The sequence below is a fragment of the Martelella alba genome, from assembly GCF_006516955.1.
Lineage (GTDB): Bacteria > Pseudomonadota > Alphaproteobacteria > Rhizobiales > Rhizobiaceae > Martelella > Martelella alba.
Genome location: NZ_VHLG01000001.1, coordinates 613261 through 627179 on the forward strand (window position 1 = coordinate 613261; position 13919 = coordinate 627179).

Here is a 13919-nt window from a genome sequence, read left to right on the forward strand (position 1 = left end):
TTCCGTCAGTCGAGCAATGCGGCGAGTTTCGCCTGCGCCGAATAATCGGTCAAGTCGAGTTTCAGCGGCGTCACCGAGATCCGGTTCTCATGCACGGCGGCCTGGTCACTGCCGGGGTTGAGATCGCGCAACCGCTCCCGGAAACAGAGCCAGTAATAAGGCAGTCCGCGACCGTCGAGACGCTTTTCAACCGCGAGCCCCGATTCGAAACGGCCCTGGCTCGTCACCTCCACCGGGCCGACTTCATCCAGCGTGCAGCAGGGGAAATTGACGTTGAGGAAGCTGCCGTAGGGCAGTTCCGCACGCAAAAGCTTGCGAATCAGTTCCGGTCCGTGGATCTCCGCCACCTCCCAGGGAAAGTACCGCCCGGCGTCATAATTGCCAGTCTGGCTGAGCGCGATGGAGCGCACGCCCTGCATCGTCCCTTCGATGGCACCGGCAATCGTGCCGGAATAGGTCACGTCATCGGCCATGTTGGCGCCGGCATTGACGCCCGACAGCACCAGATCAGGCAATCCCGGAAGAACTTCCCGGATCGCCATGATCACACAATCGGTCGGCGTGCCACGAAGGGCAAAGGTCTTCTCGCCAAGTTGCCGGAGCCTGAGAGGCTCCGACAGTGTCAGCGAGTGGGCAAGTCCGCTCTGGTCCGTTTCCGGCGCCACGGTCCAGACATCGTCGGAAAGCTCGGCTGCGATTTTTTGCAGCACGGAAAGGCCCGGCGCGAGGATGCCGTCATCATTCGTCAGAAGTATGCGCATGCTTTTCAGTCCTCTCAAGCCGCCGGTTCGATCCTGGTGATGCCGCCCATATATGGAACAAGGGCATCCGGAATGGTGACCGACCCGTCTTCGTTGAGGTAGTTTTCAACAACGGCAATCAGCGCGCGGCCGACAGCCACACCAGAGCCGTTGAGCGTGTGAACGAAGCGCGTCTGCTTCTCGTCACGCGCGCGATAACGGGTATTCATGCGGCGGGCCTGGAAATCGCCGCAGACCGAGCAGGACGAGATCTCGCGATAGGTATTCTGCCCCGGCAGCCAGACCTCAATGTCATAGGTCTTGCGCGCACCAAAGCCCATATCGCCGGTCGACAGCACGACCACGCGGTAGTGAAGGCCGAGGCGCTTGAGAATATCCTCGGCACAATCGGTCATCCGCTCCAGCTCGGCAAGCGAGCTTTCCTGATCGGTGATCGAAACCATCTCGCATTTCCAGAACTGGTGCTGGCGCAGCATGCCACGCGTATCGCGTCCGGCAGACCCGGCCTCCGAACGGAAGCACGGCGTCAGCGAGGTGAAGCGCAGCGGCAGGTTTTCCGCATCGACAATGTCACCGGCAACCAGATTGGTGAGCGGCACTTCGGCCGTCGGGATCAACCAGCGATCATCCGTGGTGCGGAAAAGATCCTCCGAAAATTTCGGCAGCTGACCGGTTCCGTAAAGGGCTGCGTCGCGCACCAGAAGCGGCACGGAAACCTCGGTATAGCCATGGTCGCGCGTATGCACATCCATCATGAACTGGCCAAGCGCACGCTCAAGCCGGGCAAACGTTCCTGACAACACCGTGAACCGAGCACCCGAAAGCTTGGTCGCGCGCTCGAAATCCATGCCGCCGAGCATTTCGCCGATTTCGAAATGTTCCTTGGCCGGATGGTTCCAGCCCGGCTTGGTGCCGACAAGGCGGATCTCGACATTATCGCTCTCATCAAGGCCGACAGGCACATCATCAAGCGGCACATTGGGAATGCCCGACAAAAGCTCGGTGATGGCGGCGTCAACCGCCCGCTCTTCCTCCTCAAGCGCCGGCATGCTGGTTTTCAGCGCGGCAACCTCCGCCTTCAGTGTCTCGGCAAGCGCCAGGTCCTTCCGGCCCATGGCGGCACCGATCTCCTTCGAGGCGGCGTTTCGGCGGGACTGCATGTCCTGCAGCGACTGAACCACGGAACGACGCTTCTCATCAAGTTCGACAACCTTCTGCGACAGCGGCTCCGCCCCGCGCTTGGCAAGCGCGGCATCCAGCGCCTCCGGGTTTTCGCGAATCCATTTGATATCGAGCATCGTTCAGACTTTCTCAAAATGAAATTGACCGCCGATCCGTTACCGGTCGGCGGCCTCTTCTTGCCTAACTCAGGATAAAAGCGCAAGGACCGAAATGTCGGAAATCCGGCACTTTGGCGCAGCATCACGCCTGTTGCGGCGGTTCACCCTCTACTTCATCTTCTTCGCGCATTGCTTCCTTCTCGGCGCGGCCACGCTCAACCATGCGGGCGGAGTAAATCGCAACCTCGTAAAGCAGGATCGTCGGCAGCGCCAGACCCAGCTGCGACAGCGGATCCGGCGGCGTCAGAACAGCCGCCAGAATGAAGGCGATAACGACGGCAAACTTGCGCTGCTTGGCCAGCCACTTGCTGTCGACAAGCCCGACACGGGCGAGAAGCGTCGTCACCACCGGCAGCTGGAACACCAGTCCGAAGGACAGAACCAGCGTCATGATCAGACTGAGATATTCCGAGACCTTGTAGAGCGGTTCAATCGCCACATCGCCGCTTGTCGGAGCCTGCTGCATCTTCAGGAAGAAGGTCATCACCACCGGCATGAGGCAGAAATAGACGATCGCACCGCCGATGATGAACAGGATCGGTGAAGCAAACAGAAAGGGCAGAAAGGCGGAACGCTCGTTCTTGTAAAGCCCTGGCGCGACAAAGCGGTAAACCTGAAAGGCAATCACCGGGAAAGCCAGCAGGAAGCCGCCGAACAGCGAGATCTTGATCTGCGTGAACAGGAATTCCTGCGGCGCGGTGTAGATCATCTTGACGCTGTCGAGGTCGAAGCCGGACCAGATGACCGCCCATTTATAGGGCAGCACCAGCAGATTGAACAATTCCTTGGCGAAGGCGAAACACAGCAGGAAGCCGATAAAAAAGGCAACCAGCGACCAGACAAGGCGCTTGCGCAATTCGATCAGATGCTCGATGAGCGGCTGCGGCTTGTCTTCGATTTCACTATTGTCGCTCATCGATCATCCTTCTTGGCCCCGGTGCCACCCTTGAGCGGCCGCGCAGGGGCATGCGACTTCTTCACGACATGTGACTTTACCGGCCGTGGCGCCGGCCTGTGACCGCTGCGAATGCTCGTGAGGCCGCTGTCAACAGGAGCGGAAACACGGGCAGGTTCCGGCACGGGCGCCTTTTTCTGAGCCGTCTTCTGGAAAATATCACCCGGCGACAGATCCGGCTTGCTGCCCGGTGTCGGATAGGACGTTTTCGGCAGGGAAACGGAACCCGCCTTTTCAGCCGGCGGATTGTCCAGCGCCGTGGATTTCTTCAGATCGGCCTTGATGTCATTGGCGGTCTGGCGAAGCGGGTTCACAGCATCGCGTATGCTGTTGGCCGGGTTGAGTTTGCGCACATCATTGACGGCAGAGGCGACCTCATCGAGGTCAGCTTCCTTCAGTGCCTGATCCATCTGGGACCGGAAGTCGGTCGCCACTTTCCGGAACTGCGTCATCGTCTTTCCGAACGTACGCAGCACATGCGGCAATTCTCTGGGCCCGACCACGACGATCAACACAATCGCGATCACCAGCAGCTCGAGCCAACCTATGTCAAGCATTCAAAACTCCTGAGTTGAGGCAGGTGACGGCTTCGGTCAGCCCTGCTTCGTCTCGTCGGCCTTATGCTCGACAGTCTTGTTCTTATCCTCGGTCTCGTCGTCCGAAATGCCCTTCTTGAAGCTCTTGATGCCCTTGGCAACGTCACCCATCAGTTCGGGGATCTTGCCGCGTCCGAAAAGCAGAACGACAATCGCAAGAATAATCAGCAACTGCCAGATTCCGATGTTACCCATTCGACTGTACTCCAGTTCGTGTTGTCTCAGGTGTAAGGCGTGCAGTCCGCTTGTTCGAATACCAATCGCGCCTTGTCCAGTAGACCTCAATAAACGGTTTCAGCGCCGTCTGGAAGGGCGCAGATCATAATCAGCGCCTTAAGTTGAATGCATCTCAGACTTTCGATTATAAAGCATGCAGCCCAGACCCGGTCTGGCATGAAAGCATGCAATCCCGGCAAAGGATTGACCTAATTTGAGGCAGAAGACGCGTTCACAAACTCAAAAAAGTGTGAAAAATCCACAGACAAAGCGAGGCTTCACCCGTCGGAACCACCACCGGGGGTGAGAATTCCGAGTTCCTCCAGATCGGCTGGCACCAGCGGATCCTCGTTTTCGCTCAATCCATCCTCGTCGAGAATCGGCAATGGAATCTGGAAATCCGGCGGAATTCGGCTGGACAGCAAGCCTGATCCCTTCAGCTCTTCCAGTCCCGGCAGATCGCGCAGCTCCTCAAGGCCGAAATGATCCAGAAAAGCTCTGGTCGTGCCCATTGTCACCGGCCGTCCCGGCGTGCGCCTGCGGCCGCGAAAGCGGACAAAACCTGCCTCCATCAACACATCCAGCGTGCCCTTGGATGTCTGAACACCGCGAATTTCTTCGATCTCCGCCCGGGTGACCGGCTGGTGATAGGCAATGATGGCCAGCACTTCGAGTGCGGCGCGCGAAAGCTTGCGCTCCTCCGTCTCCCCGCGATGAAGCACGAAGGACAGATCGGCAGCGGTTCGAAATGCCCAGCAATCCCCCACCCGCATCAGATTGACGCCCCGCTTCTCATAGAGCGCACGAAGGTTTTGCATAATCTGATCGACCGCCACACCATGCGGCAGCCGCTCTTCGATATAGGCTGTGCTCACAGGTTCTGACGCGGCGAAAACCAGTGCTTCGGCGATACGCTCCGCCTCCAGCATGATAACCGGATCGGATATGGCCTCCACATCTGCGACGGCATCAGCCGTCTCGCCATTCTCGTCATCCGGCAGCACGCTCATTCATCGTCCCCCGAAGAGCCGTTGTCTTCTGGCGGCGGCGCCGTTCGCCCGGCGCCGCGCCGCATGAGGATCGGGGCGAAAGCCGCGTCCTGACGCAGGGCAAGCCGGCCCTCACGCACAAGTTCAAGCGATGCGGCAAAGGTGCTGGCAATGGCGGTGCGCATATCTTCCGGCTTTGCCAGATAGCGCAGAAGGAAGCGATCAAGCGCCGTCCAGTCGGCAATATCACCGACCATTTCCGTCAGCAATTCGCGCGCCTCGGTGAGCGACCAGACTGTTCGCCGCGCAATCGTCACCTCGCTGACCGTCTGACGCTGCCTGAGGCCACTGTAAGCGCTCAAGAGATCGTAAAGCGTTGCGCCGAAACGGGCCTCGCCATCATCGGGAATATGCTCCGGCTGCCCACGTGCGAAGACGTCACGCCCGAGCCGGTTGCGGTTGACAAGGCTTGCCGCCGCGTCTCGCATGGCTTCAAGGCGTTTGAGCCGAAAGGCAAGCGTTGCCGCCATGTCTTCGCCGCTCGGCTCATCATCCTTGTCGCGCCTAGGGATGAGCAGCCGCGACTTCAGATAGGCAAGCCATGCCGCCATGACCAGATAATCGGCAGCAAGCTCGAGGCGGATCTGCCGCGCCTTTTCGATGAACTGCAGATATTGCTCGGCAAGGGCCAGAACGGAGATCCGTGCCAGATCGACCTTCTGGGCGCGGGCAAGATGCAGCAACAGGTCAAGCGGCCCTTCAAAGCCGCCGACATCAATCACCAGACGCTCGTCCTCTGAAGGCAGGCCATTGCCCTCATCATCAAGCTCGGGAAAGAAATGTTCCTGCATCATGTGCCCTATCTCACAGCAGCAGCCCCAGCCCCCGGGATCGCGTTTGCGGATTTTCCGCGCGAATGCCCGTATTTTCGCCGTTTTAGCTGCTCGTCCCCTGGAAACGAATCATGCGCCAGACATCCGCAGATAACGAGCGCCGCTTCGTCACAATCAACAGCTTTATCATGAAAAACCCCGCTCAAGGCGGGGTTTCTGGGTTTCTATTCGTCAACGCAGCCTATCGTGGAACAAGGCAGCTGCCACCCTGGGCCTTGAGCGCCTCGCAGAGTGAAATTGCCGCATCAAGGCTCGAAGCGGGAATGCGAACCCGATAATAGGTCCCCTTCCCGTCAATTTCGGCAGCCTGATACTCAACCGAACGCCCGCCGAAAATGCTTGGATATTTCGCAGCCAGCGCAGTATAGGCCTTCTTGGCATCAGCTTCCGAGGGGAGCGAGGCGACCTGGACCGCATAGGGTGACAACGAACCGGCAGGTGTTGCCGAAGAGGTTGCCGGAGCAGCCGGAGCAACCACAGGCGACGCAGCTGGTGCAGTTGCAGCGGCGGTGCTGGCTGCGGCAATGGTTGAGGAACGCGGCGTCGGCAGCGGGACATTATAGAGATCGAAGCCGACACTGTTCGGATCGATCGGCTGAGCTTCCGGCTCGCCCGTCTCGACCGGTGCAGGCTCAAGCGCTGTGGTAGCGTCAGCTGGCTGGCTTTCGACAGGCTGTTCAGCATCAGGTGCTGCTGCCGGTTGCACTGTAGCCGCCGCATCAGCCGCACCAACGCCGTCGGAAGCATCACGCTCGACAAGTGTTCCATCCGGGCGAACGACAATCGTGCGCACCTTGCGGGTCGCAACGCCCATGGAACTATCGACCGTTCCCGCACCGCCATCATCGGCGGCGGTATCATCCGGCGCAGGCATATCGGAATTGGCATCGGCCTGCGACACGCCATCGGCAAGGTCGGCAATCGGATTGGGGGCAGCTGTGTCCAGATCAACCGGAGACTGGTCGGAAGAGATCAGATTGCCCTGTGTCGGCGGACTGCCCCTCTCGCCTGTCACGCGGCTGAAGACAGGATTATCCTGATTGGGAACAACTTCCCCACCAGGATCCTCCGGCGCTTCCTTGACGCTGGAATTGTCCGCTGTGATAACGACCGGCGCATTTCCGGTCGATCCGCTGAAGACGAACTGATAAACGAGGAACACAGCGACCGCGACGACACCGACAAAGGCAAGGCCGGCCAGGACCAGCTGTCCCACCCCACGCAAGGGGCCGAAATAAAACTCACGCTCTTCATCGTCGTGGTCACCGCCATGATCCGCCGTATCACCAATCCGCTGGCGGCGCATGGCTTCGGACTGGCTGAGCGCACGGCGGAAGTCATCTTCCAGTACCGATTCGATGTCATCGTCATAAATGGCCTCGCCCGCGCGTGCGGCACCTGCTGCGGCCGCGGCGGCCATCGGCGGCTGCGCCTGTGGCTCACGCGGCTGCTGACGAAGCGGATTGGCCAGGCCATGTTCAGCACCGAGAACATCATCAAGGTCATCATCCAGACCGTATTCATAGGCCGGAGCAGCCATGCGTTCATGCTCGGGATCATGTTCCGGCAGGTCCGGCAGGTCCATCTCGGTCACGGGCTGGGGCAGCTCTTCCGGGGCAACCAGCGCGGCAGGATCGAAAACATCATCACGACTGAGTGCCGCTTCCTCGATCGGGTCTTCCGGCCCGGCCGGCTCTTCGGCCATCGACAGATCATCGAGCTCGAAATCGGAAAGCTCCTTGGCAAGCTCATCCAGATCAAGGTCGAGTTCATCGTGACGCCGCGCCTCAGCCGGTGCCGCAGGTGAAGGCTGAGCTGGCTCTGACACGGGTGCAGCCGGCTCCTGCGGACGGCTTGCCTGTGTGGGGGAATGCACCACGTCAACAGGCGCCGCCACCGTCGCACGCCATCCCGGTTCACCGAAGCTGGCACCACCATAGGAGGGAGACTGGGGGACCGTCTGGGGGGCAAAAGCCGGTTCTTCGACTGGCAAGGGATCTGCCGGGCGCGGTGTGGCCGGCTCCTGCGGCGTCGCTCGTCCATAATCCGGTTCGGCGAAAAGGTCCTGTTCAAACGTACTCTGCGGCCTCTGATCGAAGCGCGGCTCTGCCTGATGCGGCGGCTCTGCAGCAAACGGGCTGCGATCCGGAACGAAGGATACCGGCTCCGGTTCGGCCTCAGGCTCGGGGAGATCGAACTGGCCCATGGACATTTCCAGCTCATCGGCTAGCATGTCATCACTGTAATCGTCAAAACCGGATCCCGTTTCAACGGGCCCTGTTTCAGACGGCCGGCTGACCGGCTGCTGCAGAGGGATCGATGATGCCGGCGGAGCAGGCTGTGACGGCTGCCCATTATCCGGAGCCACGCCCGGCGTGGTGACACGTTCGAATTCACGCAGCAATTCATCCGCGAGGTCGTCCTGACCGGAGGGAGCATCCGTCCGGGCTGGCTGGTCGTCTGGCGCTATCAGCCTTGCCAGCTCGGCAAAGGGATCATCCGGCGACAAATCACCGAAATTGCCACGCGACCGGTCTGGGTTGTTCTTATCTGCCATTCGTTTCCACCACGCATGCCCATCCACCCGACATATCGGGTGGCGGGCAGATTTGAACCGATATTACCGCATTTCGAGCGGTGCCTCCGTCCCCGTCAATGCGAGACCGGACTTCAATACCGCAGCCACAGCGGCCACAAGACCTAGCTTTGCGATGCTGGATTGTCGGTCTTCGTCATTAATAAATCGTAATTGCGGTTTTTCCTTACCTTTATTCCAGTGAGCGTGGAAATGAGACGCCAGGTCATAAAGGTAGAACGCAATCCGGTGTGGCTCATAAGCAAGCGCTGCGGCCTCAACCACCCGGGGATATTCCGCGACTTTGGCAATAAGACGGATTTCATCCGGATCGTCAATGGATTCTGCCGCTGTATTTGCCAGAACCTCTGTCGACAGATCGATATCACCGAACACTTCCCGAGCCTGACGAAACACCGACATGCAGCGCGCATGGGCATATTGCACATAGAAGACCGGATTGTCTTTTGACTGCTCGGTGACCTTGGCAAAATCGAAGTCAAGCGGCTCGCTGTTCTTGCGATAGAGCATCATGAAGCGAACGGAATCGCGCCCGACCTCGTCAACGACTTCGCGCAGCGTCACGAAATCGCCCGAGCGCTTCGACATCTTCACTTCTTCGCCGTCACGCATCAGCTTGACCAGCTGGCAAAGCAGCACGGTCAGCTTGGACTGATCGCCCGAAACCGCCTTGGCAACGGCTTCCAGCCGCTTCACATAACCACCGTGATCGGCACCCAGGACGTAAATCATCTCCTGGAAACCGCGGTCGAACTTGTCCTTGAAATAGGCCACATCAGCGGCAAAATAGGTATAGCTGCCGTCGGATTTCTCCAGCGGACGATCAATATCATCGCCAACTTCGGTCGAGCGAAACAGCGTCTGTTCGCGATCTTCCCACTCCTCAGGCACCTGCCCCTTTGGCGGCGGCAGCGTTCCCTTATAGACGAAGCCCTTGAAAGTCAGCGCATTGATGGCGCCGCGAATGGCGGCCGCGTCATCGGCATGCAGCGTGCGTTCCGAAAAGAACACGTCGTGATGCACGTTCAGCGCATCAAGATCCTCACGGATCATCGCCATCATGGCGGCGATCGCACGATCCTTGACCAGCGGCATCCACTCATCTTCCGGCATCTGCCGAAGGCTGGCGGCGAATTCCTCTGCCAGCGCCTTGCCCACCGGCACAAGATAGTCACCGGGGTAAAGTCCCGCTGGGATGGTGCCGATATCCTCGCCCAGTGCCTCGCGGTAACGCATGTAAACCGAGCGGGCCAGAACATCGATCTGCGCGCCGGCGTCGTTGATGTAATATTCCTTGGTCACATCATAGCCGGCATAGCCGAGAAGATTGGCAAGCGCATCACCGACGACCGCACCGCGGCAATGGCCGACATGCATGGGGCCGGTCGGATTGGCCGAAACATATTCGACATTGATCTTGCGGTTCGCTCCGAGCGGGCTGCGGCCGAAATCCTCCCCCTCACGGATCGCGGTTTTGAGCAGGTTCTGCCAATAGGCCACCGAAAGGCGGATATTGATAAAGCCCGGGCCGGCAACCGTCACTTCGGCAATATCGTCATCCGCGCTCAGGACAGCCGAAATCTCGGCGGCGAGATCACGCGGCTTCAGCCCCAGCGGCTTGGACAGCACCAGCGCAGCATTGGTCGACACGTCGCCATGGCTCGGATCACGCGGCGGTTCTACTGCAACGCGGGAAAAATCCAGCGCAACGGCCTGGTCGCGGATCATCGGCATTGCCTTCAGCCGCGTTTCAATTCTCTGTTGGAAATCGGTAAAGAGGTTCATAGCTGTCTTCCATGGGCGCCAGATTCAGCACGAAACGCCCCTTGTTTTGGGCGCTCCTAGCGCAATTCGGGGGTGTGGTCAAACAAGCGCTGATGCGTGCGGATCGCATAAGTGTCTGTCATTCCGGCCAGATAGTCCGAAACATGGCGCGCAAGCTGAAGCTTGGACAGGTCCTGAAGCCCCTCGCTCCAGTGATGATTGCCCATCAAAGCCGGATCGGCCATATAGGCATCAAACAGATCTGCAACGATCTCCGCTGCAGCGCGGCGGATCGCCATGATATCGGGATGCCGGTAGATCCGGGAGAACAGCATGGCTTTGATCTGCCTGTCCACGGCCATCATGTCGGGGGAAAAGAAAGCAATCGTCTCACCGGCATGGCGCACGTCATCAGCACTTTTCGGAACGACCTTGCGAAGCTGCTCCTGTGAAAAACCGATCACATCCTCGACCATGCGGGTGATCTGCCGGCGCATGACCTCATTGGTGAAACGGCTTTTCTCAAGCCCTGGATAACGATCATGCACTTCGCGCATCAGCCCTGCGAGAAACGGCACGTCTTCCAGCATTTCAAATGTCAGGAAACCGGCGCGCAGACCATCGTCAATATCATGCGTATTATAGGCGATATCATCCGAAACGGCGGCAACCTGGGCCTCGAGGCTGGCATGGCTTGCAAGCCACAGGTCGTGCCGCGTACTGTAATCCACGATAGGCTGCGGCACGGGGCCCTTGATACCTTGGCCCTTAGCATCCATCAACGGACCATTATGCTTCACCAGACCCTCAAGGGTTTCCCAGGTCAGATTGATACCGTCAAATTCGGCATAGCGATGTTCCAGCTTGGTCACAATCCGCAGCGACTGGGCATTGTGATCGAAGCCACCGAAGGGCGCCATCTTCTCATGCAGCGCATCCTCACCGGTATGACCAAAGGGCGTGTGGCCGAAATCATGCACCAGTGCCACACCCTCGGCGAGATCTTCATCCAGCCGCAGCGCGCGTGCCAGGGCTCGGGCCACCTGGGCCACCTCGATCGTATGGGTCAGACGGGTACGATAGTGATCATCATCCTGGCCGATAAACACCTGGGTCTTGTGCTTCAACCGGCGAAAGGCCGTGGTATGAATGATCCGGTCACGATCCCGCTGGAAATCGGATCGCGTCAGACTGCCCGCCTCCGCGACCAGCCGGCCGCGCCCGGTCCATGGATCGCAGGCATAAGCGGCGCGCGCAACATCACCAAATCCAAGCGCCTTGCTATCGATGCTCATAGGTCTCGCTCTCAGCCAAAATAACGGCACGACAATGGCGCAAACGCAATCGCCCATTGACGGCGTAACGCGCCGTTCTTAACTAAGTTTAGAGTGCTTTGAAAGGTGCGACGGGCTTTCTTTGGCCTGCCCTTCCTGCAGCAATGGCGAAAGACGCCGGCAAGACCCTCTTCAGGAGATCTGATATGGACACGCAAACCGTAACACTTTCCGATGCAGCAGCCAGACGCATCGCCACCATTATTGCCGGCGAGACTGACAAACATGCCCTGCGCGTATCCGTCGAGGGCGGTGGCTGCTCCGGCTTTTCCTACAAGTTTGATCTCGTCGCAGGACCGGAAGAGGACGACCTGGTGATCGAGAAAGCCGATGCGATGGTGCTGATCGATAGCATGTCGCTCATCTATATGGCCGGCTCGGAGATTGACTTCGTCGACAATCTGCTCGGTCAATCCTTCAAGATAGAAAACCCAAATGCAGTTGCCAGCTGCGGCTGCGGCACAAGCTTCGCAATCTAAAACAAAGCTTTCTAAAACAAAGCTTTGCCATCAAATACTAACGCCGCAGCGAGACACCACTGCGGCGTTTCTGTTTGCAATGCAGCCGGCAATTTCCACCGGCTGCCTCTGCTGGATCAGCTTTCCTTCAGCGCCTTGCCAGCGTTCTCGGGAATGACCAGCGACATGATGATTGCCGAAAGACCAGAAAGGGTGATGGGCGTTGCGAAAACCTTCTGGATGATATCCGGCATGTGCTGCATGGCATTCGGCACCAGCGTCACGCCAAGGCCGAGGCCGAACGAAACCGCCATGATATAGACCTTGCGGTGATCAATCGGCTCCGAGGCCAGAATACGGATGCCGGCAACCGCGATCGATCCGAACAGCACAACAGTTGCGCCACCGAGAACAGGCTTCGGCACCAGCAGGAAGGCACCGCCGATGATCGGGAAGAAGCCAAGCACAACCAGAATGCCGGCGATATAGAAACCGACGTGGCGGCTTGCCACACCGGTCATCTGGATGACACCGTTATTCTGACTGAAGGTAGTGTTCGGGAAGGTGCAGAAAATCGCAGCGATACCGGAATTGATACCATCGGCCAGCACACCGCCCTTGACGCGGTTCAGATAGACATCCCCTTGAGTCGGTTCACCAGAAATGACGGAATTCGCTGTCAGATCGCCGGTCGTCTCAATGGCCGTGATCAGATAGACAAAGGCAATCGGGATGAAGAGCCCGAGATCGAAATTGATGCCGAATTTAAACGGAACCGGAACAGCGAAGACCGCCTGCGTTCCCAGTTTTGAAAAATCCACCATGCCCAGAAATGCGGAAATGATGAACCCGGCAACAAGCCCGAGCATGATGGCAGCGATGCGAATCATGGGATGCTTGTTGAATGAAAGCGCGACAATAACCGCAACAACGATCAATCCGAGCAGGATATTCACCGGATCACCAAAGCTCTCTCCAGCACCGGCGCCACCGGCAAAATCGGTAAAGCCGGACTTCACCAGGCTGAGGCCGATCACGGTGATGACAATCCCGGTGACCGTCGGTGTAACGATCCGCCCCATTTTGGTGATGAACTGGCTGAGAATGATTTCGACAAGGCAGCCGACAAGGCAAAGTCCGAAAATCATTGCCAGAATATCCTCCGGCGTGCCGCCACGGTTCTTGACGGCGAAGCCTGCCGCCAGAATGACCGAGAGGAAGGCGAAACTGGTTCCCTGCACACTCAGCAGGCCTGAACCGACCGGACCAAGCCGATAGCACTGAATAAAGGTTGCCACGCCCGAGACGAACAGAGACATCGAGATCAGATAGGGTACATGCTGCCCAAGCCCCAATGCGCCGCCGATGATAAGAGTTGGCGTTACAATGCCGATAATACTGGCCAGAATATGCTGGATGGCCGCCAGAAAGGATGCCCCGGGTGATGGAACATCATTCAACTTGTAAATGATATGGTGGTGTCCGCTTGTCGCGTTCTCATCTGCCATGTCGTTCTCTTTTCCTGCGGCCTGGCCGCGTATAACCCCTGAGTGGATACAACCAATAAGAAGCAATAACCATGCCACAAAATAGACACACTTAACCCAGCCAAGACCATAATATATATATTTCAATATCTTACGGCTACGCCCTCATATCAGATCCGCCTCATGAATCTAGTTGCACAAAACAATGGACGCAATCTTTGAAACCCAGCACAGTTTTAAGGCAACCTTGGGTGAATGGAAGATCGTGAACGCCCACAATAGCAGCAATGCATCGCCCCGCTCCGTAGCGGCGAATGACATCTCAAGGTCAACGCGCTTTGCCGCCAACGCTCAAGTGACAGCAAACCGAATGGCTAAACGCGTAACATGTTCAAAGAGAAGCCTTTGAAATATGGTGAAAAAAGCTTTCAAGACGCTGTTTCCACCTGTCCTTCGCGATGTTTTTGCGGCAAAAGTCAGTGTGAACTCGAACCGCCAGGAAGTCAGGTGACGCGGCGATTAGCGCATGC

General features: G+C 58.2%; 12 protein-coding genes. 1 reads left to right on the forward strand and 11 read right to left on the reverse strand.

Annotated features, from left to right (window positions below):
- Positions 1 to 5: 5 nt before the first annotated feature.
- The 10 genes from surE to FJU08_RS02820 form a co-directional block, all read right to left on the reverse strand.
- The gene (gene surE / locus FJU08_RS02775) at positions 6 to 761 is read right to left on the reverse strand and encodes a 5'/3'-nucleotidase SurE (RefSeq protein WP_141147438.1); all 756 of its coding nucleotides are present in this window, start codon (positions 759 to 761) and stop codon (positions 6 to 8) included.
- Between the two features lie 14 nt (positions 762 to 775).
- Positions 776 to 2059, reverse strand: a complete 1284-nt coding sequence (gene serS, locus FJU08_RS02780; RefSeq protein WP_141147439.1) for a serine--tRNA ligase — start codon at positions 2057 to 2059, stop codon at positions 776 to 778.
- Between the two features lie 124 nt (positions 2060 to 2183).
- Positions 2184 to 3017: a twin-arginine translocase subunit TatC gene (tatC, locus tag FJU08_RS02785; protein ID WP_141147440.1), complete on the reverse strand. Its 834-nt coding sequence runs from the start codon at positions 3015 to 3017 to the stop codon at positions 2184 to 2186.
- On the reverse strand, positions 3014 to 3613 hold the full coding sequence (tatB, locus tag FJU08_RS02790) for a Sec-independent protein translocase protein TatB (protein WP_141147441.1): 600 nt from the start codon (positions 3611 to 3613) through the stop codon (positions 3014 to 3016). Before tatB ends, tatC begins: the two co-directional genes overlap by 4 nt.
- Before the next feature lie 36 nt (positions 3614 to 3649).
- Positions 3650 to 3847 carry a twin-arginine translocase TatA/TatE family subunit gene (locus tag FJU08_RS02795; RefSeq protein WP_141147442.1) on the reverse strand — a complete coding sequence of 66 codons (198 nt, stop codon included), beginning with the start codon at positions 3845 to 3847 and terminating at the stop codon, positions 3650 to 3652.
- A gap of 299 nt (positions 3848 to 4146) precedes the next feature.
- Positions 4147 to 4878 (reverse strand): SMC-Scp complex subunit ScpB, encoded by a 732-nt coding sequence (gene scpB / locus FJU08_RS02800; protein WP_141147443.1) that lies wholly within the window; start codon positions 4876 to 4878, stop codon positions 4147 to 4149.
- On the reverse strand, positions 4875 to 5708 hold the full coding sequence (locus tag FJU08_RS02805; protein ID WP_141147596.1) for a segregation and condensation protein A: 834 nt from the start codon (positions 5706 to 5708) through the stop codon (positions 4875 to 4877). Before FJU08_RS02805 ends, scpB begins: the two co-directional genes overlap by 4 nt.
- Positions 5709 to 5931: 223 nt before the next feature.
- On the reverse strand, positions 5932 to 8307 hold the full coding sequence (locus FJU08_RS02810) for an SPOR domain-containing protein (protein ID WP_141147444.1): 2376 nt from the start codon (positions 8305 to 8307) through the stop codon (positions 5932 to 5934).
- A gap of 63 nt (positions 8308 to 8370) precedes the next feature.
- Positions 8371 to 10131, reverse strand: a complete 1761-nt coding sequence (gene argS / locus FJU08_RS02815; protein WP_141147445.1) for an arginine--tRNA ligase — start codon at positions 10129 to 10131, stop codon at positions 8371 to 8373.
- Between the two features lie 56 nt (positions 10132 to 10187).
- Positions 10188 to 11405, reverse strand: a complete 1218-nt coding sequence (locus FJU08_RS02820; RefSeq protein ID WP_141147446.1) for a deoxyguanosinetriphosphate triphosphohydrolase — start codon at positions 11403 to 11405, stop codon at positions 10188 to 10190.
- 185 nt (positions 11406 to 11590) lie between these two features.
- On the opposite strand from FJU08_RS02820, the gene erpA reads away from it, so the two are divergent.
- Complete coding sequence (gene erpA / locus FJU08_RS02825) at positions 11591 to 11923, forward strand: iron-sulfur cluster insertion protein ErpA (RefSeq protein ID WP_141147447.1); 333 nt, start codon at positions 11591 to 11593, stop codon at positions 11921 to 11923.
- A gap of 116 nt (positions 11924 to 12039) precedes the next feature.
- Here the strand turns inward: erpA and FJU08_RS02830 are convergent, their stop codons facing one another.
- Complete coding sequence (locus tag FJU08_RS02830; protein WP_141147448.1) at positions 12040 to 13410, reverse strand: uracil-xanthine permease family protein; 1371 nt, start codon at positions 13408 to 13410, stop codon at positions 12040 to 12042.
- Between the last annotated feature and the right edge of the window lie 509 nt (positions 13411 to 13919).